The 23,678-nt window shown below is 54.9% G+C and carries 20 protein-coding genes, 1 tRNA gene and 1 pseudogene; 15 read left to right on the top strand and 7 right to left on the bottom strand.

Translation table 11 applies throughout. The annotated features are described in order from the left end of the window. Window positions 1–50 precede the first annotated feature (50 nt). From LDK53_RS02630 to folD, 3 genes are all read right to left on the bottom strand, one after another. Window positions 51–1,550: a PTS transporter subunit EIIC gene (locus LDK53_RS02630; RefSeq protein ID WP_025756120.1), complete on the bottom strand. Its 1,500-nt coding sequence runs from the start codon at window positions 1,548–1,550 to the stop codon at window positions 51–53. A gap of 227 nt (window positions 1,551–1,777) precedes the next feature. Then, window positions 1,778–1,990: a ribosome-associated protein YbcJ gene (gene ybcJ / locus LDK53_RS02625; RefSeq protein ID WP_045286674.1), complete on the bottom strand. Its 213-nt coding sequence runs from the start codon at window positions 1,988–1,990 to the stop codon at window positions 1,778–1,780. Between the two features lies 1 nt (window position 1,991). Further along, the gene (folD, locus tag LDK53_RS02620) at window positions 1,992–2,858 is read right to left on the bottom strand and encodes a bifunctional methylenetetrahydrofolate dehydrogenase/methenyltetrahydrofolate cyclohydrolase FolD (RefSeq protein ID WP_047957921.1); all 867 of its coding nucleotides are present in this window, start codon (window positions 2,856–2,858) and stop codon (window positions 1,992–1,994) included. 310 nt (window positions 2,859–3,168) lie between these two features. Between folD and fimA the strand changes: the two genes are divergently transcribed. The 6 genes from fimA to sfmF all read left to right on the top strand — a co-directional run bounded on the left by fimA (window position 3,169) and on the right by sfmF (window position 9,204). Beyond that, window positions 3,169–3,732: a type 1 fimbrial major subunit FimA gene (gene fimA / locus LDK53_RS02615; RefSeq protein ID WP_025756117.1), complete on the top strand. Its 564-nt coding sequence runs from the start codon at window positions 3,169–3,171 to the stop codon at window positions 3,730–3,732. 68 nt (window positions 3,733–3,800) lie between these two features. Next, window positions 3,801–4,346, top strand: a complete 546-nt coding sequence (gene fimI, locus LDK53_RS02610; protein WP_025756116.1) for a type 1 fimbrial protein subunit FimI — start codon at window positions 3,801–3,803, stop codon at window positions 4,344–4,346. A gap of 34 nt (window positions 4,347–4,380) precedes the next feature. Then, on the top strand, window positions 4,381–5,073 hold the full coding sequence (gene fimC, locus LDK53_RS02605) for a type 1 fimbria chaperone FimC (RefSeq protein WP_045286673.1): 693 nt from the start codon (window positions 4,381–4,383) through the stop codon (window positions 5,071–5,073). A 14-nt stretch (window positions 5,074–5,087) separates the two neighbouring features. Beyond that, complete coding sequence (locus LDK53_RS02600; protein ID WP_225284021.1) at window positions 5,088–7,652, top strand: fimbrial biogenesis usher protein; 2,565 nt, start codon at window positions 5,088–5,090, stop codon at window positions 7,650–7,652. Window positions 7,653–7,665: 13 nt separating this feature from the next. Then, window positions 7,666–8,670 carry a type 1 fimbria D-mannose specific adhesin FimH gene (gene fimH / locus LDK53_RS02595; RefSeq protein WP_059386522.1) on the top strand — a complete coding sequence of 335 codons (1,005 nt, stop codon included), beginning with the start codon at window positions 7,666–7,668 and terminating at the stop codon, window positions 8,668–8,670. A gap of 9 nt (window positions 8,671–8,679) precedes the next feature. Beyond that, the gene (gene sfmF, locus LDK53_RS02590) at window positions 8,680–9,204 is read left to right on the top strand and encodes a fimbria assembly protein (RefSeq protein ID WP_025756112.1); all 525 of its coding nucleotides are present in this window, start codon (window positions 8,680–8,682) and stop codon (window positions 9,202–9,204) included. A 51-nt stretch (window positions 9,205–9,255) separates the two neighbouring features. Here sfmF and fimZ read toward each other — a convergent pair whose 3' ends face one another. The 3 genes from fimZ to LDK53_RS02575 all read right to left on the bottom strand — a co-directional run bounded on the left by fimZ (window position 9,256) and on the right by LDK53_RS02575 (window position 12,138). Then, a complete protein-coding gene (gene fimZ / locus LDK53_RS02585) occupies window positions 9,256–9,888 on the bottom strand; it encodes a fimbria biosynthesis transcriptional regulator FimZ (protein WP_025756111.1) in 633 nt (210 codons plus the stop codon). An 810-nt stretch (window positions 9,889–10,698) separates the two neighbouring features. Then, window positions 10,699–11,415 carry a helix-turn-helix transcriptional regulator gene (locus LDK53_RS02580; protein WP_025756110.1) on the bottom strand — a complete coding sequence of 239 codons (717 nt, stop codon included), beginning with the start codon at window positions 11,413–11,415 and terminating at the stop codon, window positions 10,699–10,701. Between the two features lie 24 nt (window positions 11,416–11,439). Continuing rightward, entirely contained in the window at window positions 11,440–12,138 is a 699-nt protein-coding gene (locus tag LDK53_RS02575; protein WP_225284019.1) for an EAL domain-containing protein, read from the bottom strand. Between the two features lie 279 nt (window positions 12,139–12,417). Here LDK53_RS02575 and LDK53_RS02570 point away from each other — a divergent pair. Continuing rightward, window positions 12,418–12,494, top strand: a tRNA-Arg gene (locus LDK53_RS02570). 2 nt (window positions 12,495–12,496) lie between these two features. Here the strand turns inward: LDK53_RS02570 and LDK53_RS02565 are convergent. Then, window positions 12,497–13,408 carry a LysR family transcriptional regulator gene (locus LDK53_RS02565; RefSeq protein WP_225284017.1) on the bottom strand — a complete coding sequence of 304 codons (912 nt, stop codon included), beginning with the start codon at window positions 13,406–13,408 and terminating at the stop codon, window positions 12,497–12,499. A gap of 100 nt (window positions 13,409–13,508) precedes the next feature. Between LDK53_RS02565 and LDK53_RS02560 the strand changes: the two genes are divergently transcribed. From LDK53_RS02560 to LDK53_RS02525, 8 genes and pseudogenes are all read left to right on the top strand, one after another. After that, the gene (locus LDK53_RS02560; RefSeq protein WP_225284014.1) at window positions 13,509–14,507 is read left to right on the top strand and encodes an aldo/keto reductase; all 999 of its coding nucleotides are present in this window, start codon (window positions 13,509–13,511) and stop codon (window positions 14,505–14,507) included. Window positions 14,508–14,810: 303 nt separating this feature from the next. Next, a complete protein-coding gene (locus LDK53_RS02555; protein WP_047957928.1) occupies window positions 14,811–15,827 on the top strand; it encodes an iron ABC transporter substrate-binding protein in 1,017 nt (338 codons plus the stop codon). A gap of 24 nt (window positions 15,828–15,851) precedes the next feature. Beyond that, on the top strand, window positions 15,852–17,426 hold the full coding sequence (locus tag LDK53_RS02550; RefSeq protein WP_025759519.1) for an ABC transporter permease: 1,575 nt from the start codon (window positions 15,852–15,854) through the stop codon (window positions 17,424–17,426). 1 nt (window position 17,427) lies between these two features. Continuing rightward, a complete protein-coding gene (locus LDK53_RS02545; protein ID WP_225284003.1) occupies window positions 17,428–18,459 on the top strand; it encodes an ABC transporter ATP-binding protein in 1,032 nt (343 codons plus the stop codon). Window positions 18,460–18,609: 150 nt separating this feature from the next. After that, a complete protein-coding gene (yahO, locus tag LDK53_RS02540) occupies window positions 18,610–18,885 on the top strand; it encodes a DUF1471 family periplasmic protein YahO (RefSeq protein WP_025759522.1) in 276 nt (91 codons plus the stop codon). Between the two features lie 184 nt (window positions 18,886–19,069). Next, window positions 19,070–21,256 carry a TonB-dependent receptor gene (locus tag LDK53_RS02535; RefSeq protein ID WP_225284001.1) on the top strand — a complete coding sequence of 729 codons (2,187 nt, stop codon included), beginning with the start codon at window positions 19,070–19,072 and terminating at the stop codon, window positions 21,254–21,256. A 127-nt stretch (window positions 21,257–21,383) separates the two neighbouring features. Next, window positions 21,384–23,357, top strand: a complete 1,974-nt coding sequence (locus tag LDK53_RS02530; RefSeq protein WP_225283999.1) for a PhoX family protein — start codon at window positions 21,384–21,386, stop codon at window positions 23,355–23,357. A gap of 102 nt (window positions 23,358–23,459) precedes the next feature. Further along, window positions 23,460–23,678, top strand: a pseudogene (locus tag LDK53_RS02525) (aromatic amino acid transporter AroP); the annotation flags it as partial.

Raw genomic sequence — 23,678 nt, 5'->3', positions numbered from 1 at the left:
GATACGACTCGTCTCCCAGCGTACAGGAGACGCGTCGTTGAGGCATCTTATTATTTGCCGATCATGGTGGACATGGTCTGGGCAATAAACTGTGCTCTGGCACCGAAAATCACCTGAATACCGTTGTCGCCGACGAAGACCACGCCGCGCGCGCCGAGTCCGTTCAACCCGTCCCGGTCTACCGCCTCACTTTTTGCCACTTCCAGGCGCAGGCGGGTGATACAGGAGCCGACGGAGTCGATGTTATGCGCGCCGCCCAGCAGGGTAATGATCTCGGTTGCGAGCTCGGAATCTGACTTCTCATCCGCATTGGCGGTGACCTCAGTGCGGCCCGGCGTTTTCACGTCGAAACGGCGGATCACAAAGCGGAACGTGAAGTAATAGATCAGGCCCATTGGAATGCCGATGATAATGGCATTCAGGAAGTTAGTCTGGTAGCCGTTAAATGACGGCAGGATCCCAAATGACAGGTAGTCGATAAAGCCCGCGGAGAACGACTTGGCGATATGCGCATGCAGCAGATACATGGTCATGTAGGCCAGACCAGCCATGATGGCGTTAAAGACGTACAGGATCGGCGCCACGAAGATAAAGGTAAACTCAACCGGTTCGGTGATCCCCGTCAGGAAGCAGGTGAGCGCCGCGGAGAACAGAATACCGGCCGCGATTTTCTTATTTTTAGTGTGCGCTTCGTGGTACATCGCCAGGCATGCGGCGGGCAGCGCGAACAGCATCAGCGGGAATTCACCCTGCATGAACTTACCGGCGTTCTGGTAGGTGTCGCTGCTGAAGGATTTCACCCCCTCTTCCAGCATCTTGAACCAGATGGTCTGATCGCCGTGGATGACCTGGCCTGCCTGGGTGGTGTAATCCCCAAACGAATACCAGAAAGACGGGTACCAGATATGGTGCAGACCGAGCGGGATCAGCGCACGTTCCACCAGCCCAAAGATAAAGGTCGACGCTGCCTGATTATCGCCGTTAACCACCACTGAGAGCGCGTCGATACCGGCCTGAATATGCTGCCAGACGTACGGCAGCAGCAGCCCCATCAGGAACGAAAGGAACGCCGTTGCAATCGCCACGAAGCGCTTACCGGAGAAGAAGCCCAGGAACTCCGGCAACTGCATGGTGTGGAAGCGGTTATAGCACCAGGCGGCGAGAATACCGCAGATCAGGCCACCGAAGACGCCCATCTGCAGCGTCGGGATGCCGACGACCATGGCATACTTTCCGCCCTGAGAGGCCATTTCCGGCGTGATGCTCAGTACGGTGCTGATGGTGATATTGGTGACAAACACCGAAACGGCCGCAGACAGCGCCGCAATACCGGACTCCGACGCCAGACCCACGGCAGAGCCGATAGCAAACAGCATCGGCAGATTATCAAAGATAACCCCGCCCGCGTTCATCATCAGCGGCAGATGAAACTTATCGCCGAAAGCCAGCAGCAGGCCCGCAGCGGGAAGCAGTGAAATTGGCAGCATTAAGGCGCGACCAATCATCGATAACTTAGACAGCGATTTAACAAACCCTGATATCAGACTCATGCTGATGTCCCCCCGAGTAGCGCTTTTTTGGCGCTGTTATTGTAAGTAGAACGTTTTAGTAGAACGTTCTACTTATCGTGGGCAAAGCGTGAAAAACGCGCAACTGAATTTTCACTTTTCAGCAGAGGAAATCGTGATTATTTGAAGTGGATCGATAAATAACCGTGATGGTTTTGAGGGATTTTTATCCCCTCTCCCCTTTGGGGAGAGGGTCAGGGTGAGGGGACTCAGGCCGTAACGGTCACGCTCTGTCCTTCAAAGCTCACGGTCTGGCCCGCGACAATTTTGCAGCGTTTGCGGGTTTCCACCGCGCCGTCCACTAACACCAGCCCGTCGGCAATGGCGATTTTGGCCTGCGCGCCGCTTTCGCTCCAGCCTTCCAGCTTCAGCAGATCGCACAGCTCAACGTGCGGATGTTTACCTAATGAAAAAGTCGCCATCTTACGCGTCCTCTACGTCGTGATATTCTTCGCATGCCTGCAACGTATTCTGAATCAGGGTTGCTACGGTCATCGGGCCTACGCCGCCCGGAACCGGCGTGATGTAAGAGGCGCGAGCCGCGGCGTCTTCATAGACCACGTCGCCGACCACCTTGCCGTTTTCCAGACGGTTAATCCCGACGTCCACGACAATCGCCCCCTCTTTAATCCATTCGCCTGGAATAAAGCCCGGCTTACCGACGGCGACGATCAGCAGATCGGCGTTCTCGACGTGGTGACGCAGGTTTTTGGTAAAGCGGTGGGTCACGGTGGTGGTGCAGCCGGCCAGCAGCAGCTCCATGCTCATCGGACGGCCCACGATGTTGGACGCGCCGATAACCACAGCGTTCAGACCGTAGGTGTCGATGTTATAACGCTCCAGCAGCGTCACGATACCGCGCGGCGTGCACGGACGCAGACGCGGCGCGCGCTGGCACAGACGGCCGACGTTGTACGGGTGGAAACCGTCAACGTCTTTATCCGGCGCGATACGCTCCAGCACCTTCACGTTGTCGATGCCTGCAGGCAGCGGCAGCTGAACCAGAATACCGTCGATCTCTTTATCGGCATTCAGGGTGTCAATCAGTTCCAGCAGTTCTGCTTCGGTGGTGGTTTCTGGCAAATCGTAAGAGCGGGAGACGAAGCCCACCTCTTCACACGCTTTGCGTTTGCTGCCGACATAAATCTGCGATGCCGGGTTGCTACCAACCAGCACAACGGCCAGCCCGGGGGCACGCTTTCCGGCCGCTTTACGCGCCTTCACTTTTTCCGCGACCTCAGAGCGCACCTGCTGCGCAATCGTTTTACCGTCAATAATCTTTGCTGCCATCAGAGAGAAGATTCCGTCTGTAACGTTCGAAAGGGGGGATGGCCTGTATTTTGTCAGAAGCGAGCGCCGCTGTCAGTCACCCTTTGCGAGATTTCATCTGTGGGGCGTAAAAACCCTTCTTAAGGGATGGTCAATTTCTTAGGCGGGATTAGGATGTGACCTGGCGAAATGGCAGTGTTTTGACATATTTAAAAAACACTTCCTGAGCTACTTTGTCTCCTCCGAAATAAGCTTTCAATTCATCAATTGAACGTATTTCTTATTCCCGATTATTCGCGGGAAGGGTTATTTACATTTTAAAGGAATAGACATGAAACTCAGCAACATTGCTTCTACTGTTATTGCCACATTTGCCCTGGTAGCGGGTGCCGCAAATGCAGCAGATCCTGTTACCCCGGTTTCCGTAAATGGCGGTACCGTACATTTTAAAGGTGAGCTGGTTAACGCTGCTTGTTCAGTAAATACGGATTCTTCCGAGCAGACCGTTAATCTGGGTCAGTATCGTACCGCGAAATTCACTAAAGTGGGCGACACCACCTCTAATATTCCATTCAGCATCGAACTGAACGACTGCGATCCGCTGGTGGCCAAAACCGCAGCCGTTGCGTTCACCGGTCAGATCGACCCAACCGACAAAACCCTGCTGGCCGTGAGCTCCGGTAGCAACGACAACACCGCGAAAGGCGTAGGTATCGAGATCCTCGACAGCAAATCCAGCGTTCTGACACCTGACGGTGCGACCTTCTCTGCCGCGCAGACCCTGATCGAAGGGACTAACACCCTGAAATTCACCGCGCGTTATAAGTCAACGGCTGCAACCACCGAGCCAGGCCAGGCGAACGCTGACGCCACCTTCGTAATGAAATACGAGTAATTCCTCCGCACAGGGATGTTCAGGCCTCACGGACGAGGCCCGTCATACGCTAAAGCCAGGAACGAAGGATGACAAGGACTGGAACACTACTGCTGTTAACCCTTGCGATGGCTGGCCCGGTATCAGCGCATACCGTGGTGATCGACGGGGGCAAAGTGCATCTCAGAGGTGAGCTGGTGAATGGCGGCTGCGCCGTGGCGCCGGACAGCCAGAATATGCGCATCGACATGGGGCAGTACCGAACCAACTCATTTTCCGGTGTGGGCAGTTTTTCTACGGTGAACGTGCCCTTTACCGTGCGGCTGCTGGACTGCAGCGTTGATGTCTCGCGTACCGTGGGGATCCAGTTTCAGGGCGTCACGCCCGCAGAAGATCCGCAGGTTTTTCTGGCAACATCGCGGCCAGGTGAGACACCTGTCAGCAGCGGCGTGGGCCTGGCGCTCTTTGACGAACAGCAGCGTCAGATTATCCCTAATGCTCCGGCCGTCAGCTGGCTGCCGGTCGATACCCGTGAGCTCACGTTCCATTTTAGCGCCCGCTATCGGGCAATTTCCGAACATCTCGAGCCAGGCAAAATTCAGTCGGATGTCTGGTTTACGTTGATTTATCCCTGACACCTGCGAACACATTATTAAAGGTACGGTTGTGATGAATACCCGAATTAAACCAGGACTTTTTTTAGCGTTTATTTTAATGATGGTTTCTGCATGCGCGAATGCGTCCGGCGGTATTGCGCTGGGGGCCACCCGCGTTATTTACCCGGCCGATGCGAAGCAAACATCGCTGGCGATCACCAACAGCAATAAACAAGAACGCTATTTAATTAACGCGTGGATCGAAAATGCAAACGGGCAAAAAGAAAAAACCTTTGCCGTCACCCCGCCATTGTTTGTGAGCGAGCCGGACAGTGAAAACACGCTGCGTATTATTTATGCCGGGCCTGCGCTGCCTGCCGACCGCGAATCGCTCTTTTACATGAACGTGAAGGCGATCCCGTCAGTGAACAAAGCGAAAACGGAAAACAATAACGTGCTGCAGCTGGCGATCCTCTCGCGTATCAAGCTGTTTGTACGCCCGAACAACCTGGCGATGCAGCCGGAAGAGGCGCTTTCCCAGCTGCGGTTTGAGCGTGCGGGTAACCATCTAAAAGTCAGCAACGCTTCACCGTATTACATCACCCTGGTCAATCTGAAGCTGGGGGGCAAGCCGCTGGATAACCTGATGGTGGCGCCGAAAAGCGCGGCGCAGCAGGTGTTGCCAGCCGGTGCCGGCGGCACGCTCTCCTGGCAGAGCGTGAATGACTACGGTGCCATCACACCGGCGCGTAGCGTTAACCTGTGAGCAGAGTCAGGGCGATGAAAAACCACCAGAGACGTTACTGCCCGGTTGCGCTGGCGCTGATGGCGGCGCTCTGGCCACAGGCTGGCTGGAGCGAAAGTTACTTCAACCCGGCCTTTCTCTCCGACGACGCCGCCAGCGTGGCGGATTTGTCGCGTTTTGAACAAGGGCACCAGCAGGCACCCGGCGTTTATCGCGTGGATATCTGGCGTAACGATGAGTTTATCGGCACCCAGGACGTGCGTTTTGAGCAGGCCGGGGACGCGCCGCCGGTAGCAGGCGGGTTGTCGGCGTGTATTACGCGCGCGATGCTCGATCGCTTTGGCGTGAATGTGGTGGCGTTTCCCGAGCTGGCTAAGGTGCAGGGCGAGACCTGCGTGCCGTTGACCACGGCCATACCCGGCAGCGAAACGGTATTTAACTTTGCCTCGCAGCGTCTGAACGTCAGCCTGCCGCAGGTGGCGTTGCAGAACAGCGCCCGGGGCTACATTCCGCCTGAACAGTGGGATGAAGGCATCCCCGCGGCCCTGGTGAACTACAGCTTCACGGGCAACCGGGGAAGCGAAGACGACAGCTACTACCTGAACCTGCAAAGCGGCCTGAACTACGGCGCCTGGCGTTTACGAAATAATGGTGCCTGGCGCTACACGCAGACCAACGGGCAGCGCCACAACGAGTGGCAGAACATTGGCACCTGGGCGCAGCGCACCGTTATCCCGCTGAAAAGTGAACTGGTGCTGGGCGACAGCAATACCGGGAATGACGTTTTTGACAGCGTCGGTTTTCGCGGCGGGCGGCTTTTCTCGTCTGACAGCATGTACCCGGACAGCCTGCAGGGCTACGCACCTACCGTGCGCGGGATTGCCCGGACGCCCGCCAAAGTGGTGGTGCGTCAGAACGGCTACGTGATCTATCAAAGCTACGTGCAGCCGGGCGCATTTGCCATTAGCGATCTCAACCCGACCTCCTCAAGCGGTGACCTTGAGGTGACGGTCGAAGAGAAAGACGGCACCCAGCAGCGTTATACCGTGCCGTACTCCACCGTGCCGCTCCTGCAGCGTGAAGGGCGCTGGAAGTATGACCTGGTGGCCGGGGATTACCGCAGCGGCAACAGCGACCAGGATACGCCGTTCTTCACCCAGGGCACCCTGATTACCGGCCTTGCCAACGGCTACACGCTCTACGGCGGCACGCAGCTCGCGTCACGCTATACCGCGGTGGCCATCGGGGCCGGTAAAAACCTCGGTGACTGGGGAGCGGTCTCGCTCGATATTACCCATGCCCGCAGCCAGCTTGCGGACGACAGCAAACATGAGGGGCAGTCTCTGCGCTTCCTCTACGCGAAATCCCTTAACGGCTTCGGCACCAACTTCCAGCTGCTGGGCTACCGCTACTCCACAAAAGGGTTTTATACCCTGGACGATGTCGCCTGGCGCTCAATGGAAGGCTATCAGTATGCCGACAGCCAGGACGATAACGATGTGCCGGACGTGCAGAGTTACCACAACCTGACGTGGAATAAAAAAGGCCGCTTCCAGCTCAATGTTTCTCAGTCGCTGGGAGATTACGGCTCGGTGTATATCTCCGGCAGCGAGCAAACCTACTGGGGGACGGACGAGTCGAACCTCTGGTATCAGCTGGGGTACGCGGGGGGCGTGAAGGGGATCAACTACTCCGTTTCGTGGTCGTGGAACAAATCCGTCGGGATCGACGGTACCGACCGGATCGCCTCGTTTAACGTCTCCGTGCCGTTCAGCCTCTTTACCCGTCAGGGTTATCGCCGGGACAGCGCCATCGACAGGGCCTACGCCACGGCATCCGCCAGTCGAAACAGCGATGGCGACACGAGCTGGCAAACCGGGGTCAGCGGAACGTTGCTGGAGGATCGCAACCTGAACTACAGCGTGACCCAGGGACACACCAGCACCAATGGCTCAAGCGGAAGCGCCAGCGCCAACTGGCAGGCGACCTACGGCACGCTGGGCGTGGGTTACAACTACAGCCGCGATCAGCACGATCTCAACTGGCAGCTCTCCGGCGGGGTGGTCGGCCATGCTGACGGCGTGACCTTCAGCCAGCCGCTGGGCGACACCAACGTGCTGATCAAAGCCCCGGGGGCATCCGGCGTCAGCGTCGAGAACCAGACCGGCGTGAAAACCGACTGGCGAGGCTATGCAGTGATGCCGTATGCCACCGTCTACCGCTATAACCGCGTGGCGCTGGATACCAACACCATGAGTAACAACACCGATATCGAAAATAACGTGAGCAGCGTGGTGCCGACCAAAGGCGCGCTGGTGCGCGCCAGCTTTGATACCCGCATTGGCGTGCGCGCCCTGCTGACGGTGACGCGCGGCAACCAGCCCGTGCCGTTTGGCGCGGTGGTCCGCGAAACGCAAAGCGGGGTGACCAGCATGGTAGGGGATGACGGGCAGATTTACCTGAGTGGGCTGCCGCTGGAAGGCGAACTGCTGATCCAGTGGGGCGACGGGGCGCAGTCTCAGTGTCGCGCTCACTATCGCTTATCGCCTGAAAGTCAGAACCAGGCCATTACCATGGCGGGGGCCAGCTGTGATCGTTAACGGGGATCTTAAGATGCGCATTTTACGCAACGTAATGAGCTTTGCGCTGCTGTGCAGCGCGATGCCCGCCTGGGCAACGGTTTGTCAGAACGCCAATGGGGTGGCGAAGGATATCTCCTACGATCTCTCAAACGTTTTTAACAGCTCCAATAACAAGCCTGGGCAGATTGTGACCCTGGCGCAAAAGTCCGGGCTGGTCGGCGTGAATGCCATATGTCCCAGAGGGACGACAGGCAAGTCCACCATGCGTAGCTACGTCACCAGTTTGCCGATAACGACGGTGATTGATAGCTACAAGTATGTGAAGCTCAATGACTATCTTGATGGCGCGATGCAGATCCACGATGACTTCGCGGGGACGTTCTATCCGCCGGCGAACTACATCCAGATGGGGGAGCACCCTAACGTTCCAAAGAACAAGGCGTTTCCGGTTACCGACTCAAAGCTGGTCTTTCGCCTGAGAGTCACCCGACGGTTCATCAACATGGTGGTGATCCCGAAACGGACCATGTTCACCGTATATGTGACCACCACGCCATCTGACTCCCTGAATACGCCGGTGTATACCATCAGCTATAGCGGTACCATTCAGGTGCCACAAAGCTGCGCGATAAATGCCGGGCAGGTGGTGGAGTTCGATTTTGGCGATATCGGCGCGTCGTTGTTCAGCCAGGCGGGTGCCGGAAACCGTCCCCAGAAAGTCTCGCCACAAAGTAAAACCATTGCCATTAAGTGTACGAACGTGGAGGCCAATGCGTATCTGACGATGCGTATCGAGGCGGAAAAAATCGCTGGCAATGCGCTGGTTTCCGATAACCCCGATCTGGGATTTGTGGTGGCGAACGATAGCGGCACGCCTCTGACGCCTAACAACCTGAACAGCAAAATTCCGTTCCGCCTGGATGACAGTGCACAGGCGCAGGTGGGGATCCGCGTCTGGCCGGTAAGCATTACCGGGAATAAACCCGCAGAAGGCCGGTTCACCTCTCGCGGCTATCTCCGCGTGGATTACGATTAAGGGGGAGAGATGCGGAACTGGAAAGGACATGTTACTGCGCTGGCGCTGGTGATGTTTCAGACCAACGCGTGGTCAGCGACAGCACTGGGCGAGATCAATATTCAGATGTCCGGCAATATTGTCGATTTTACCTGCGTCGCGGAGGGCAGCGACAGCGACAAAACCGTCACGCTGGGCACCTGGCCCACCAAACAGCTGAGCACTACCGGGAGCCGTACGCAGCCCATGCCGTTTACCCTGAAGCTGACTGGCTGTCCGCCGGGTGCAGCCTCGATTACGTTTTCGGGCAAAGCCGACGGGAGCAATAACGGTTTGCTGGCGCTGAATGACGCCAGTACGGCAAGTCATGTCGCGGTTGAGATCAGGGATGCGGATAAAACGCGACTGGCTCTCCAGCAGGCCAGCCAGTCGGTCCCGGTTGACGCGCTGGGGAATGCGACATTGTCGTTTTATGCCAATTATATCGCCACTGCAGATAACCCTCAGCCCGGACGGGCTGATGCGGATGCGACCTTCATGATTAATTATAATTAACACTGACCGCACTCCCTGAAGCTCAGATAAGCTGCAGGGAGTGAATTCAGGTTATAGCAGTTCGTGCGCTTTGGCGTAATCAATTAATTCCACGATGCTCTGTACACCCAGCTTGGAATAAATATTGGATTTGTGCGCACTAATGGTCTTGTTGCTTAATAGTAGCTGCTCAGCAATTTCCTTATTGGATAATCCATTCGCCAGATAACGTAATACCGTGACCTCACGATTCGATAATGGCATATCTGCTGCCATTCCTTTCCCCGAACCCAGATGATTAATAAAGTTCAGCGTTTCTGACGGGAAAAATGAATAGCCCATCAGGATCATTTCTACTGCGTTGTAGATCTCACCCAAATCTTTTCGTTTACTGACAAAACCATTTGCTCCGGCGCGAATGGCGCGACCTGCGTAAAATGACTCAGATTTAGACGAGAGGAACAGAACCTTGATGTCCTTGTTTAAGTTCCTGATTCTCTTTAGCAAAGCAAAGGCATCCGTGCCCGTGAGTTCAATGTCAAGGATCACCAGATCGATAGGGTGATTGCGGATACAGTCAAGGACTTCATGGCTATCGCCAGACTTCAGCTTGACGACGATATTCTTATTTTTCTGTAGCAGGACTTCTATCGACATTCTGACGATAGGATGTTCGTCCATAATGATAACGGATGCCGGTTTCATTTTTAATGCCTCAGATTGTTAAAAGCGTTATGCAGAGTTTGTAAAACTCTCGAAATGCCGGAAGGATAAAAGTGCAGATCCCTATACCGTAGTATTTCCCTGGAAAGAGCGAAAGCATCCTTGTTGACGTAGTGAAAAGAACTATGCCTCAGCGCGGTCATCTCATTTGGCTGGTGTTGGCAAAAAGGTATTTCTTATTCATATTTGATACGCTTCTTATTATACCGTGTAAGTTTTTTCCGAAAACCCTGTAAATTAATCGCAGGGTATTGGTTTATATTATCTTCTGGATCTGAATCGCTATTTTTTTAAAATTAGCGGAAATATCCTGTTATCCCATTTACCGCATATTTTCATCTTTATGTAATAACAAAAAATAACAGATATCTCTTTGTGTTAATTTATTGTTAACAAAAACGCGCGTCATTTCAGAGGACGAACCCGCGATGATGAGGTGAAAAATTGACCTCACGGGCCGTCAAACCTTCATCTGAAAGTACCCGGGTTAACCCGGATAAACGCCTCTGTTGCACAGGAGAACATGCTACCTGCTTCGCTTCTTACTCCAGGGCGCCGCCGCTAAGCTGCTTGTTTTTACATCATTATCATCCTGTTAACGCTTTCTCCATTCACTTAACGGATGGAGGAAAGTACTGTAATTCCTTCAATTTGTGGCATTTCACAAGGTTTGCGCCCATAAATTAGGAATAGTTGTAATTTCGAATTTAATGTTAAAAATTAACATTTTTGCAACGTTAATGGTAAGTAAATTCCTAAAGCGCTTTAGGAAATAAGGGGTTAGCGCGTGGGTTAAAACGTGCAGTCTGAGAGGTTATTAAGAAGGTGTAGCAATTCCTGGCGATGGCTCAGCCCCAGTTTCAGCAGAATGCAGCTGAGACGATAGATAATGCGGCTATAGGGACGGTTCTGCATAAGGGCAATCTGACGTAGCGTCTTGCCCCGGGAGAGTTCCTGCAGGATTGGCCATTCGTTGCGGGAGAACCACTCTTTGTCGGAGCCCTGAGGGGGGCTGGTATTCAGCAGGCTATGCTGGAGGGCTGTGGCGTTCAGCTGGCGTTCGAGCACATGAAAAGGGCCCGCCGCTTTGCAGAAGAGACGGGTATCGTAGTTATCAGCCCGGACTAACAGCCAGGGGGTAAGGAAAGGCGGAAACAGGCTATGCCTTCGCAGCTGATCCAGTTTATCCAGAAGGCCCGTGGAGCGGCTTTCTATATCGACGACCAGACGGGCTGATGGCCACTGTGTCTGGGCGACAAGGGCGTCGTCCAGCGTGGCGTAGTCGCAGCAGCTGCTCAGGGGAAACTGCCCGTTGAGAAAACCGGTGCGCAGGAAGTGATCTTCCGTCACCAGAATGATAAACGGGGCATCTGTTTTGCGGGGCTGGCTGATGGACTGGCTCAAAAACTCGAGCCGGTCGAAAAAGGGGGGAGTAAAAGGTGAGCGCGTAAATCCCAGTGCATCACTTCCTGTACGCCGCCGCCGGTAACGGCGCACTGTCATTCGCATGGCCTCCCTCCTGGAAATGGCGTTTTAATCCTCCGGCCATGTCCAGGACGGCCAGTAATATCCCTGGCCGAGATCGGCGCCTGCCTCCATTGCCCAGGTACGATCGCGTTCAGTCTCAATACCTTCGATAAGCACGTGCCCGGCAAGCTGAAAGCAGCGGGAAACCAGTTGCCTCAGCGCAGGGGTGTCGCGTAAACGCCAGAATGCTTCCTTATCTATTTTGATGCCGCTTAACGGAAGCCGGCTGGATAAAAACGACTGCACCAGGATCTCATCTACGTCATCCAGCCAGACAGCGTGCCCCCGGTTTCTGAGCTGCATCAGATTCTCAATGACGCGCTGCTTCTGTGCGGCACACAGCGCCAGAAACGTTGCGGGGTCGACAATCTCAATATGGAGCGGCGCGCCAGGCAGCCTGATAAGCCGCTGAAAAGGCGCAGACTCTGTCAGGACGGTTATCGGCAGATTAATAAAAAGGTTATGACCGCGCGGCGTATTTTTTAACGCGGCAAGCTGTGCTTCAAGCAGCGATATCGACCACTCTGCAGACCGATCGCCGAAAAAGCCCTCATTGTACCGTGATTCACTGAGGACGCTGAGGACCTCCATCCCCACCTGGTGCATAGAGCGGAGGGCGACGATGGGCTCAAGCTTGATGCCGACGATCTCCTGAGAGATGTATTCTAACCGGGGGGGCGTATCGATCAGGTTGTGCGCTGTCACTCCATTGTCCTGTTGTCTGTCAGCCTCCAGGCGGCCGGGTTACCTCTCTCTAGTGTGACGAGCTGACGTTCAGGAAAACAGCAGGCGTTACTTAAATGCAACTAAGCCTTTTCGCAGCAGGAAAGTGTACGGGAGAAAGGCGGGGGAATGGAGAAAAAACAGTCATATTTACAATCAGCTAGCCCTAATCAGGGGAGAAAACGGAAAAGGCATTGACTCACCTGCCATTGACCGTATAATTCTTCGCGTTTCACCGCCGCGAAGTTCACTCTTCTCAGTGCGCCCTTAGCTCAGTTGGATAGAGCAACGGCCTTCTAAGCCGTAGGTCGTAGGTTCGAATCCTACAGGGCGTGCCATTTCATCTCCGCACGTTTTTATTCATCGAGATTACCCACGCTATGAAGGTTCTCAGCGGTGCTGGCAGATGTTTTCGGCTCGGGTAGTAAATACAAAAATTATCAGCGGGATAGGTATAATCCGCTAGCAAACGGACAAGCTTGTTGTCGCTAATTTTATCCTTAACCAGCCCCTCATAAACAAACGCAATCCCTAACCCAACTTCAGCAGCCTGAATCATTGCCGCGTCTGAATCTACAACCAAATCGCCATTAACAGATACCTCCATTTTTTCCCCTTGTGGATCGATAAACTCCCAGCGGTATAGCTGACCATCAGGAAAGCAGCGATTTATACACCTGAATTTTACCAGATCTTTTGGGGAGCCAGGCTGTCCTGCTTTTTCCAAAAATTCAGGGCTGGCAACAGGAATAAGAGTCATCTTGCCTCCAAATGGAATCGCAACCATATCCTTAGGAACATCTTGTGTATAACGTATGCCGACATCGAAACCCGCATCGATAATGTTTATTTTTTTGTCTGTGGTGAATAACGCCAGGTTAATACCCGGGTAATCATTTTTAAACTTAACGAAATGGCTTTGAAAAAAGAGATCAAGCACGATCCGGGGTAAGTTGATTCTGATGACGCCCTCTGGTTGTTCCTTATGGTCGTTAAGATTATCAATGACCCGCCTGTAGTCATTCAGGACTGGCGTCACGTCATCAAGAAACGCTTTACCGACAGCGGTCAAAGACAAGCTCCGGGTGGAACGATTTAAAAGTCTAACCCCAAGTTTTTCTTCAAGATTATTTATGGTAACCGTTAATGTTGGCGCTGAAACATTTAATTCTTTTGCGGCTTTACGAAAACTTCCATGTTTTACAATAAGAAGTAATATTTCTATATGTTGCAATTCTGGTGCGTTATTCATTGTTAATTCCCATAAAATACTGCATTAAAAATATACTAATTGTTATGCGCTAATAATGGAAGTATATATTTCCTGCGATTTATCAAAAGAGGAATATAAGATGAAAACACGTTATCTGGGAAAAGAAAAATTCCAGGTGTCAGCACTGGGATTGGGTTGTATGGGGATGAGTTTTGCCTATGGTGGCGCCGAAGAATCCGAGGCGATCAATACCATTCGTGCTGCGGTGGATTTGGGCGTCACCTTCCTTGATTCCGCAGAAGTCTACGGCCCTTATGATAATGAAATCCTGGTTGGAAAAGCGATTAAAGGCATTCGCGATAAGGTACAGATTGCGACTAAATTTGGTTTTCGCATCCTTGCCTCCGGGCAGGGGCTTGAGCGTATGGCTGGCGTTGACAGCCGCCCTGAACATATTCGCGAAGCGGTGGAAGGCTCACTTAAACGTCTCAATATTGATACTATCGATCTGCTTTATCAGCACCGCGTCGACCCGGCTGTCCCTGTTGAAGACGTCGTGGGAACAATGGCTGATTTAATCAAGGAAGGGAAAATTCGCCACATCGGACTTTCAGAAGTATCAGCCGACACGTTACGCCGGGCCTGCAAAATTTATCCCATTACCGCCGTCCAGACTGAGTATTCACTCTGGACTCGCGAGCCGGAGAAAAGCATTCTCAACGCTTGCCGCGAGTTAGGCGTTGGGTTTGTACCCTATAGCCCGTTAGGTCGCGGTTTTTTAACCGGAAAAATTACAGACAATTCAGGCTTTGGCGAGGATGATTTTCGGCGCAACCTGCCTCGCTTCCAGAAAGCAGCGATGCGGAAAAACCAACTGCTGCTCGATCAGCTGCAGGATATAGCGGATAAATACCATTGTTCTCTTGCACAACTGGCACTGGCGTGGGTGATGAGCAAAGGAGAGGATATTGTTCCCATTCCGGGGGCCCGAAAAATAGCGCATTTACAGGATAATGCAGGTGCGGTCAGCCTGAACCTTTCCGATTCTGATATTAAAATCGTTGACCATATCTTTACGCCTGAGAATATCCAGGGGCAAAGATATAACCAGAGTGATTTTAATTTAATCGATAAATAACGCCCCGCATTAAATTCTCCCGCTTCTCTGGCGGGAGAGTGGTTAACCTGTGCATTAAATATCGCAATAATAAATAGAAGGCTAAGGGATTTCCTTTCGTTCAGTCTTAAGGTTTTCTTAAGTTTTAATTGAGCTGCCTTTCCTGTCTGGATTTTTATCACTTCAAACCCAGCGAAAATGAAATTTTACACTTTTACGCTTAAACTTGATTGATACTAATTATCATTAGCGTTGTTGTATGCTTTAATCCTTTCCCACAAAGCTATGAGTGGTTACTCCCGTTGGTCTATTAAGGATATGTTCATGAATTCTCGCCTGCTGTCCTGCTTCTCGCTTGCCTTGTTGTCTTCCTCACTTTTCCTTTCCACACAATCGGTTGCTGCCGATAACAGCGAAGGTATCGTTGTCTACAACGCGCAGCATGAAAACCTGGTGAAGTCGTGGGTTGACGGTTTTACCAAAGAAACCGGCATCAAAGTGACTTTGCGTAACGGCGATGACAGCGAGTTGGGTAACCAGCTGGTTCAGGAGGGCAGCGCATCCCCGGCGGACGTATTCCTGACCGAGAACTCTCCGTCAATGGTGCTGGTGGATAATGCCAACCTGTTTGCGCCGCTGGATGCAGAGACCCTGAAGCAGGTGCCGGCAGAATACCGTCCGGCGCACGGTCGCTGGATCGGCATCGCGGCCCGCAGCACGGTGTTTGTCTATAACCCGGCAAAACTGAGCGAACAGCAGCTGCCTAAGTCGCTGATGGACCTGGCGAAACCCGAGTGGAAAGGCCGCTGGGCGGCATCACCATCAGGTGCGGATTTCCAGGCCATCGTGAGCGCAATGCTGGCGCTGAAAGGCGAGCAGGCCACGCTGGAATGGCTCAAGGCGATGAAAGCTAATTTCGTGGCCTATAAAGGCAACAGCACCGTGATGAAAGCGGTCAATGCCGGCCAGATCGATGGCGGCGTGATCTATCACTACTACCGCTTTGTCGATCAGTCCAAAACGGGCGAAAACAGCAAAAACACCCAACTCTACTACTTCAAACACCAGGATCCGGGCGCGTTTGTTAGCCTCTCTGGCGGTGGTGTGCTGGCGTCCAGCAAACATAAAGCGCAGGCGCAGGCCTTCATTAAATACATTACCGGTAAAGAAGGGCAGGAAAGTCTGCGTACCAATAATGCCTTTGAATACGCCGTGGGCGTGAACGCGGCCTCAAACCCGAAACTGGTTCCACTGAAAGATCTTGATGCCCCGAAAGTAGAGCCTTCAACGCTCAACAGTAAAAAAGTTATCGAGCTGATGACGCAAGCCGGCCTGCTGTGATCCTGAAAGTGAAGTGAAGGTCTTATGTCTGGTCTGAGTCTCGACATCGGAAAAAACAGAGTGCAGGAGCCTGCCCGCAGGCGTCCTGCACTGCCGATGGTTGCGTTAGCTGTGTTGTTTTCATTAATGGCGCTTCTGCCTTTGGGCTTTATCATTGCCATTGGCATTGAGACGGGCTGGGAAACCATAAAGGCGCTGGTCTTCCGCCCGCGTGTGGCTGAGCTGCTCAGCAACACGCTGTGGCTGACGGCCCTTGCGGTTCCACTTTGCATCGTGACGGGCGTGGCCATCGCCTGGCTCACCGAGCGCACGCAGCTTGCCGGGCGGGGGATTTGGTCCGCGCTGGCGGTCGCCCCGCTGGCCATCCCCGCGTTTGTGCAAAGCTATGCCTGGGTGAGCGTTGTCCCGTCCATGCACGGGCTCTCTGCAGGCGTGTTCCTCTCTGTCCTTGCCTACTATCCGTTTATCTATATGCCGGTTGCGGCGGTGCTGCGTCGCCTGGACCCGACGCTCGAAGACGTGGCTGCGTCACTCGGTACTCCGCCGTGGCGGGTCTTTTTCCGCGTGGTGCTGCCGCAGCTCAAACTCGCTATCTGCGGCGGTGCGCTGCTGGTGGCGCTGCATCTGCTGGCGGAATATGGCCTGTACGTGATGATTCGCTTCGACACCTTCACGACGGCCATTTATGACCAGTTTCAGTCTACCTTCAGTGGCCCGGCCGCTAACATGCTGGCGGGCGTGCTGGCCCTGTGCTGCCTGGCTATTTTAGTGCTGGAAGGCGTGACGCGCGGAAAAGCACGCTACGCGCGCATCGGTGCCGGGGCCGCCCGTGAACAGAAACGCTGGCCGCTGAAGCCTGCAGCCGCCGCGCTGGGTCAGCTGTTTTTCATCGTGTTGATTGTGCTGGCGCTGGGTGTGCCGTTAATTGTTCTCTGTCGCTGGATTTGGCTCGGCGGCGTTCAAAACTGGCTGAGCGCCGATCTCTGGCACTCGCTGCGCCAGACGCTGATGCTCGGCGTGGGCGGAGCCCTGCTGACCACGGCGTGCGTGATCCCCATCGCGTGGCTCGGTATCCGCTATCCGCGCCGCATCTTCCGGATGCTGGAAGGGTGTATCTATATCACCAGCTCGCTGCCGGGGATTGTCACGGCGCTCGCGCTGGTCACCGTCACCATTCATTACGCCCGTCCCATTTACCAGACGGAAGTTACCCTCTTCCTTGCCTACCTGCTGATGTTTATGCCCCGGGCGCTCATTAACCTGCGGGCGGGGATTGCCCAGGCGCCGGTTGAGCTGGAGAACGTGGCGCGCAGTCTTGGCAGCACGCCCGCGAAGGCGCTCTGGAGCGTCACGATGCGGCTGGCCGCGCCGGGTGCCGCGGCGGGTGCCGCGCTGGTGTTCCTCGGCGTCAGCAATGAATTGACCGCCACCCTGTTGCTCTCTCCACTGGGCACGCGCACGCTCTCCACCGGATTCTGGGCGCTGACCAGCGAAATTGACTATGTGGCAGCTGCGCCTTACGCGATGCTAATGATCCTGATTTCCCTCCCGCTGACCGCCATTCTCTATATGCAGTCGAAAAAAATTGCAGGGCTATGACATGCTTGAATTAACCGCCATTTCTAAATCGTTCGCTGATGCGCAGGTGCTCGACAACCTGAACCTGAGCGTTGCGCCGGGGAGCAGGACGGCGATCGTCGGGCCATCCGGGTCGGGTAAAACCACGCTGCTGCGGATCCTTGCCGGGTTCGAAACGCCAGATACCGGGCGCATTGTCATGCAGGGAAAAACGCTGTTCGATGAAAACCGTTTTGTGCCCGCCCACCTGCGCCGGATCGGTTTTGTTCCTCAGGAAGGGGCGCTGTTCCCGCACCTTAACGTGGCAGATAACATCGCCTGGGGGCTGGACGGCACCCGCCACGAGAAACGCCAGCGCGTTGAGGCGCTGATGGAGATGGTCTCTCTGGACAGGCAGCTTGCGACGCACTGGCCGCATGAGATTTCTGGCGGACAGCAGCAGCGCGTGGCGCTGGCTCGTGCGCTGGCCCAGCGTCCTTCACTGATGTTGCTGGACGAGCCGTTCTCAGCACTGGATACCGGCCTGCGCGCCACGACGCGCAAAGCCACGGCCGATCTGCTGGCGGAAGCAGGTGTGGCTTCGATTCTGGTCACCCACGATCAGAACGAAGCGCTCTCCTTTGCCACGCAGGTGGCCGTGATGCGCGCCGGGCGTTTCACGCAGGTGGGGACCCCTTATGAGGTTTACACCCGTCCCGTTGACGAAGAGACGGCGCTGTTTCTTGGTGATGCCGTGATCCTGCCTGCTCAGCTTGCTGCCGGTTACGCCGTGTGCGCGCTGGGTGAGGTGGCAACGGACAACACACATGCGACAGGGCAGGGCCGCGTGATGCTGCGTCCTGAGCAGCTGCGCGTGACGGCATGTGCCGCGCATGAAAGCCCGATCTCGATTCTTGATGTGGACTTTACCGGCCAGTTGTCGACGCTCACCCTTGCGTTAGTCGGGGAGCAACAACCCGTGGTTCTGAAAACCGTAAGCCAGCCAGGATGGAACCCTGGCACCGCGGTACGCATTGATATTGCTGGCACTGCGCGGGTATTCGAATATTCTTAATATTCGTTAGTAATTTCATGCAACGGGTTGTTATAAAAGAATTTTCCATGACCTATGGCATTTCCTGAGTTTCTCTACCATGCTCATAAAACCTCACCATAATGAGTGGGGCTTTTCGTTGTTGCTGATTAATCTCAAGGAAAAAAGGTTATGAAAAAGACTATTGCTGTTTTGTTGGGAACTGCGTTTTTCTTTACGACTCATGCCTTCGCTGCTGAGCTTCTGACGAAGGAGGAGTTTAAGAAAGTTGAGTCTCAGTATCAGAAAATCGGTACGGTAAACACCTCAGGTGAAGTCTCTATCGATGATGCTAAAAAAGAACTGATCGAGAAAGCTGATAAGCAAGGCGCTGATGTCCTGGTGCTCACCTCCGGGAACACCAACAATAAAATTCACGGTACGGCCAATATTTACAAGAAAAAGTAATGTCACTGCAGCCACCCCGAAATGGGGTGGCTATTCCCTTCATCGCTTACCACGCCTCCCGTATGAACGCGGTGACACTTGCTAACGCATAGATAATGCGTATAGTTCTCATTTGCATTGCAGCCAATAGATTCTAAGGCCCGCTCACGGGTCATTTTTGCGCGCACTTTCAAATGGGTTAACGATGAACAACACCAGATTACATAAAACGCTGCTGGCGCTCGCCGTCGGTGCGGCGACACATTCCGCTTACGCGGCGGATGATCAAAAAGAAGAGACTCTCGTTGTGCAGTCGGCACCGGCCAGCGACTTTACCCCCGGCGGCGACCAGCTTGTACCAGCCTTCCTTGACGGACAGGTGGCGAACGGCGGGCGTATGGGGATGCTCGGCGAGCAGAATGCCATGGACGTACCCTTTAATATCATCAGCTACACCGCAAAGCTGGTGGACGATCAGCAGGCGAAAACCATTGCCGATGTGGTCGCCAATGACGCTGGCGTACAGTACGTTCAGGGGTATGGCAACAGCGCGGAAACTTACCGCATCCGCGGCCTGAAGTTTGACGGCGATGATATGACCTTTGGCGGGCTGTCCGGCGTTCTGCCGCGTCAGGTGGTGGATGCGCAGATGGTCGAGCGGATTGAGATCTTCAAAGGGGCAAACGCCCTGATGAACGGCGCGGCAAGCTCCGGCGTGGGCGGAATGATCAACCTTGAGCCAAAACACGCCGGCGAACTCCCGCAGGCGAAAGTCGGCGTGGACTACACCTCGGATTCCCAGGTTGGCACCACGCTGGATGCGGGCCGTCGCTACGGCGACAACGACCAGTTTGGCGCGCGGGTGAATCTGGTCCATCGCGAAGGGGAAACCGGCGTACCGAACGATCGCCGCCGCACCACGCTGCTCTCCACCGGTCTGGATTACAAAGGTGACAACTTCCGCACCTCGCTGGATCTCGGCTACCAGAAGAAAACCTTCCACGGCAGCCCGACCAGCGTCAATATTTCGGCAGTGGATTTTGTGCCGGAGCCACCGAAAAACGACCGCAACATTTCCCAGAAGTGGGCCTACAGCAACATCGAGAACGAATTCGGGATGTGGCGCAGCGAATACGACATCACCGACAGCTGGACGGCGTATACCGGACTCGGCGCGCAGCACGCTCATGAAGAAGGGACCTACAGCGCACCGAAGCTGCTGGACAAAAGCGGAAAGGCCACGGTCAGCCGCCTTGATACCAATCGCATCAGCGATTCCGTCAGTGGGATGGCGGGGATCCGCGGTCACTTTACGACCGGCTTTGTGTCGCACAAGGTGAACGTGGGTTACTCCGCGATGACCAAAAACGAAAAAATCGCGTGGAAAATGTCCGCGGCAGCAGACAACCCGACCACCAATATCTACCACAACACCGGGGTTGATATGCCGGACAGCTCAAACTTCAACGGCCTGGGCGGCAAATACAGCGATCCGCTGACCAGCGGACGCACCCGCACACAGGGCTGGCTGCTGAGCGATACCCTGGGCGTGCTGGACGACAGGCTGCTGTTTACCGCCGGGGCACGTCATCAGAAAGTGGTCATTCGCGGGTATAACAAAGTGACCGGCGCAGAAAACGATGCGGATGGCTTCGACGGCAGCCGCTGGATGCCAACCTACGGCGTGGTCTATAAGCCGTGGGAGCAGATCTCTCTGTATGCTAACCATACCGAAGCGCTGCAGCCGGGTAAAAACGCCCCTGACACCGCCATTAACTACGGGCAGAGCACCGGTATCGTTCACTCTAAACAGAACGAAGTGGGCGTGAAGGCCGACTTCGGTCGCGTGGGCGGCTCTCTGGCGCTGTTCGAAATCAAAATGCCTTCCGCTATTCTCGACAGCCAGACGAAGCATTACGGCCTGGACGCCGAGCAGCGCAACCGCGGCGTGGAGCTGAATGTCTTCGGCGAGCCGATGCTGGGGATGCGCCTCAACGCCAGCGCCACCTGGCTGCAGGCGGAGCTGACCAAAACCAACAATGGTCTCAACCAGGGTAACGATGCCATTGGTGTCCCGAACTTTTACGCCGTGCTGGGCGCGGAATATGACATCAAGCCGATCGAGGGGCTGACTGCCACCGCCCGCGTAAACCACTCCGGCACGCAGTATGCCGACCTCGCGAACAGCAAAAAGCTTGACAGTTACACCACGCTGGATCTGGGGATGCGTTATCGCTTCGCGGTAAATCACAACGAAAACCAGATGACGGTACGTGCAGGCATCGACAACGTGACCAATGAAAACTACTGGGCCAGCGTGGACGATTCCGGTACCTATATTACGCAGGGCGAGCCGCGCACCTTTAAGGTCTCGGTTGGCTACACCTTCTAAGCGTTCCACCCTCGTTATCCGGGGCAGGGACGCCCCACACCGCCCTCATCGTGTTATAAAATTGTAACAAAAGCTTCTTAGACTGGTCGCCAACTCCTTACCTCTTGGCCAATGACAGGAAGCCGCTATGGGCAGACCTCTGAAATCCGTATTTAAAAAAGAACATCGCGACGAAATCAATAACCGCAGCGCTAACCCGGTATTCTCCGAGGTTGCGCAGGTGTTTCTCTCCCGCCGCCGTTTTTTACAGATGGGCGCCGTGGCGGGCGCAGCCGTTTCATTCCCCTTTCTGATCAAACCCGAAAACGCCATTGCCGCAGTAGCGAAGCCTTCCGCGCTGGCAAAAGCGGTTTCCCTGGGCTTTACCAGCATCGACGTCTCTACGGAAGATACGGTCAGGGTGCCGGAAGGCTATATTGCCCGCCCGTTTTATCGCTGGGGCGACCCGACGGGTATCAAAGATAACATGCCGGCGTTTAAGCCGGACGCCAGCAATACCACGGACGGACAGGCCGTGCAGGCAGGCATGCACCACGACGGTATGGCGTGGTTTAGTCTGCCGCAAGGGGAGCAAAACCCGGCGCATGGCCTGCTGGCGCTGAACCATGAATACATCGACAACGGGATGTTGTTTACCGACGGCACGGCGAACTGGAGTCTCGATAAAGCCCGTAAGGGACAGAACGCGATGGGCGTGTCGGTGGTGGAGGTGAAGAAAACGGGCAGCGACTGGCAGGTCATTCGTCCCTCTTCTTATGCCCGCCGTATTACCGTCAATACCCCGATGGCGCTTACCGGTCCGGCACGGCATCAGGACTTAATGAAAACCGCCGCCGATCCGCAAGGGGAGCGCGTGCTGGGCACTATGCAAAACTGCGCCAACGGACATACGCCGTGGGGCACCTATCTCACCTGCGAGGAGAACTGGTCGGATATTTTTGTCAAAAAAGCCGATCTCAACCCGCTGGAAAAACGCTACGGTATCAGCGACAGCGATGACTCCTACCGCTGGAACGAAGTGGATGAGCGATTTAACGTCGATAAAACCCCCAATGAACCCAACCGCTTCGGCTGGGTCGTGGAGATTGATCCCTACGACCCGGTCTCCACGCCGCGTAAACACACCGCCCTGGGCCGCTTCAAGCATGAAGGCGCCGCCGTCACGCTCGCCGCCGATAACCGCGTGGTGGTCTATATGGGGGATGACCAGAAGTTTGAGTACATCTATAAATTTGTCTCGGACAAAAAATACGATCCAGCAAACCGTGAAGCCAATATGCAGCTGCTGACGTCCGGTACGCTGTACGTTGCCCGCTTCAACGAGGAGGGTAGCGGCGACTGGCTGCCGCTGATCTTCGGGCAAAATGGTCTGGATCAAGACCACGGTTTTGAAAACCAGGGCGATCTGCTGATTAAAACCCGCCTCGCGGCTGACGTGGTGGGGGCAACGAAAATGGATCGCCCCGAGTGGATAGCGGTCGACCCGCACGCCAGCGGCAGCGTCTACTGTACGCTCACCAACAACAGCGATCGCGGGAAGGAGGGTAAGGCGCCGGTTGATGCCGCCAACCCGCGCGCTAATAACGTGTTTGGTCATATTATGCACTGGCACGAAGAGGGGGCCGATCCTGCCGCCACACGCTTTAAATGGGATATTCTGGTGATGGCCGGGCGTACCGACAGCGACGATCCGAAGGCCAAAGGTTCGATGCAGGGGGCGGCCTTCGGCAGCCCCGATGGCCTGTCGTTCGATCACCAGGGCGTACTGTGGATCCAGACCGACGTCTCTTCCAGCACCATTAACAAGAAAGCCTACGAGGGGATGGGCAATAACCAGATGGTGGCCACCATTCCGGGCACCAATGAGTACCGCCGTTTCCTGACCGGACCGCGCGGGTGTGAAATCACCGGGATTGCGTTTACGCCGGACAACCGGACGCTGTTCATTAACATTCAACATCCGGGGGAGGGCGGGGATGATATTACCGACCCGGCCAATCCGCGTGCCGTCTCCAACTGGCCAGATGCAAACCCGAGCGGACGCCCGCGTTCCTCAACGGTAGTGATCACCAAAGCGGACGGCGGGATCATCGGCTCATAACCTCTCATCGCCGGGTGCATAACGTGCCCCGGCGTTAAACTTGCTACCGCCAGCATGAAGTGTTAAAACGTGCCCCTTCTAAAAAAGAGACAGGGGTAGGACGTGAAAGACGCGTCATCCGCTTCAGGCAACGGTAGCGCTGAAGCTTCGTCGGAACAGAATCCGACGCTGCAACGTGGTTTGCAAAATCGACATATTCAGTTAATTGCCCTTGGCGGCGCAATCGGTACCGGGCTGTTTCTCGGCATCGGCCCTGCCATTCAGATGGCCGGTCCGGCGGTGCTGCTCGGTTACGGCATTGCCGGCATTATCGCCTTCCTG

The organism is Enterobacter sp. K16B (assembly GCF_020216105.1).
In the GTDB taxonomy this organism is placed as follows: Bacteria; Pseudomonadota; Gammaproteobacteria; order Enterobacterales; family Enterobacteriaceae; genus Enterobacter; species Enterobacter sichuanensis.
Note: the sequence above shows the minus strand (reverse complement) of the source record. Positions and strands in the feature narration are given on the sequence as shown.

Bases quoted from the DNA above. Each gene is read 5' to 3' on its own strand.
- LDK53_RS02630 (WP_025756120.1), bottom strand. From the start codon at position 1,550: ATGAGTCTGATATCAGGGTTTGTTAAATCGCTGTCTAAGTTATCGATG.
- ybcJ (WP_045286674.1), bottom strand. From the start codon at position 1,990: ATGGCGACTTTTTCATTAGGTAAACATCCGCACGTTGAGCTGTGCGAT.
- folD (WP_047957921.1), bottom strand. From the start codon at position 2,858: ATGGCAGCAAAGATTATTGACGGTAAAACGATTGCGCAGCAGGTGCGC.
- fimA (WP_025756117.1), top strand. From the start codon at position 3,169: ATGAAACTCAGCAACATTGCTTCTACTGTTATTGCCACATTTGCCCTG.
- fimI (WP_025756116.1), top strand. From the start codon at position 3,801: ATGACAAGGACTGGAACACTACTGCTGTTAACCCTTGCGATGGCTGGC.
- fimC (WP_045286673.1), top strand. From the start codon at position 4,381: ATGAATACCCGAATTAAACCAGGACTTTTTTTAGCGTTTATTTTAATG.
- LDK53_RS02600 (WP_225284021.1), top strand. From the start codon at position 5,088: ATGAAAAACCACCAGAGACGTTACTGCCCGGTTGCGCTGGCGCTGATG.
- fimH (WP_059386522.1), top strand. From the start codon at position 7,666: ATGCGCATTTTACGCAACGTAATGAGCTTTGCGCTGCTGTGCAGCGCG.
- sfmF (WP_025756112.1), top strand. From the start codon at position 8,680: ATGCGGAACTGGAAAGGACATGTTACTGCGCTGGCGCTGGTGATGTTT.
- fimZ (WP_025756111.1), bottom strand. From the start codon at position 9,888: ATGAAACCGGCATCCGTTATCATTATGGACGAACATCCTATCGTCAGA.
- LDK53_RS02580 (WP_025756110.1), bottom strand. From the start codon at position 11,415: ATGCGAATGACAGTGCGCCGTTACCGGCGGCGGCGTACAGGAAGTGAT.
- LDK53_RS02565 (WP_225284017.1), bottom strand. From the start codon at position 13,408: ATGAATAACGCACCAGAATTGCAACATATAGAAATATTACTTCTTATT.
- LDK53_RS02560 (WP_225284014.1), top strand. From the start codon at position 13,509: ATGAAAACACGTTATCTGGGAAAAGAAAAATTCCAGGTGTCAGCACTG.
- LDK53_RS02555 (WP_047957928.1), top strand. From the start codon at position 14,811: ATGAATTCTCGCCTGCTGTCCTGCTTCTCGCTTGCCTTGTTGTCTTCC.
- LDK53_RS02550 (WP_025759519.1), top strand. From the start codon at position 15,852: ATGTCTGGTCTGAGTCTCGACATCGGAAAAAACAGAGTGCAGGAGCCT.
- LDK53_RS02545 (WP_225284003.1), top strand. From the start codon at position 17,428: ATGCTTGAATTAACCGCCATTTCTAAATCGTTCGCTGATGCGCAGGTG.
- yahO (WP_025759522.1), top strand. From the start codon at position 18,610: ATGAAAAAGACTATTGCTGTTTTGTTGGGAACTGCGTTTTTCTTTACG.
- LDK53_RS02535 (WP_225284001.1), top strand. From the start codon at position 19,070: ATGAACAACACCAGATTACATAAAACGCTGCTGGCGCTCGCCGTCGGT.
- LDK53_RS02530 (WP_225283999.1), top strand. From the start codon at position 21,384: ATGGGCAGACCTCTGAAATCCGTATTTAAAAAAGAACATCGCGACGAA.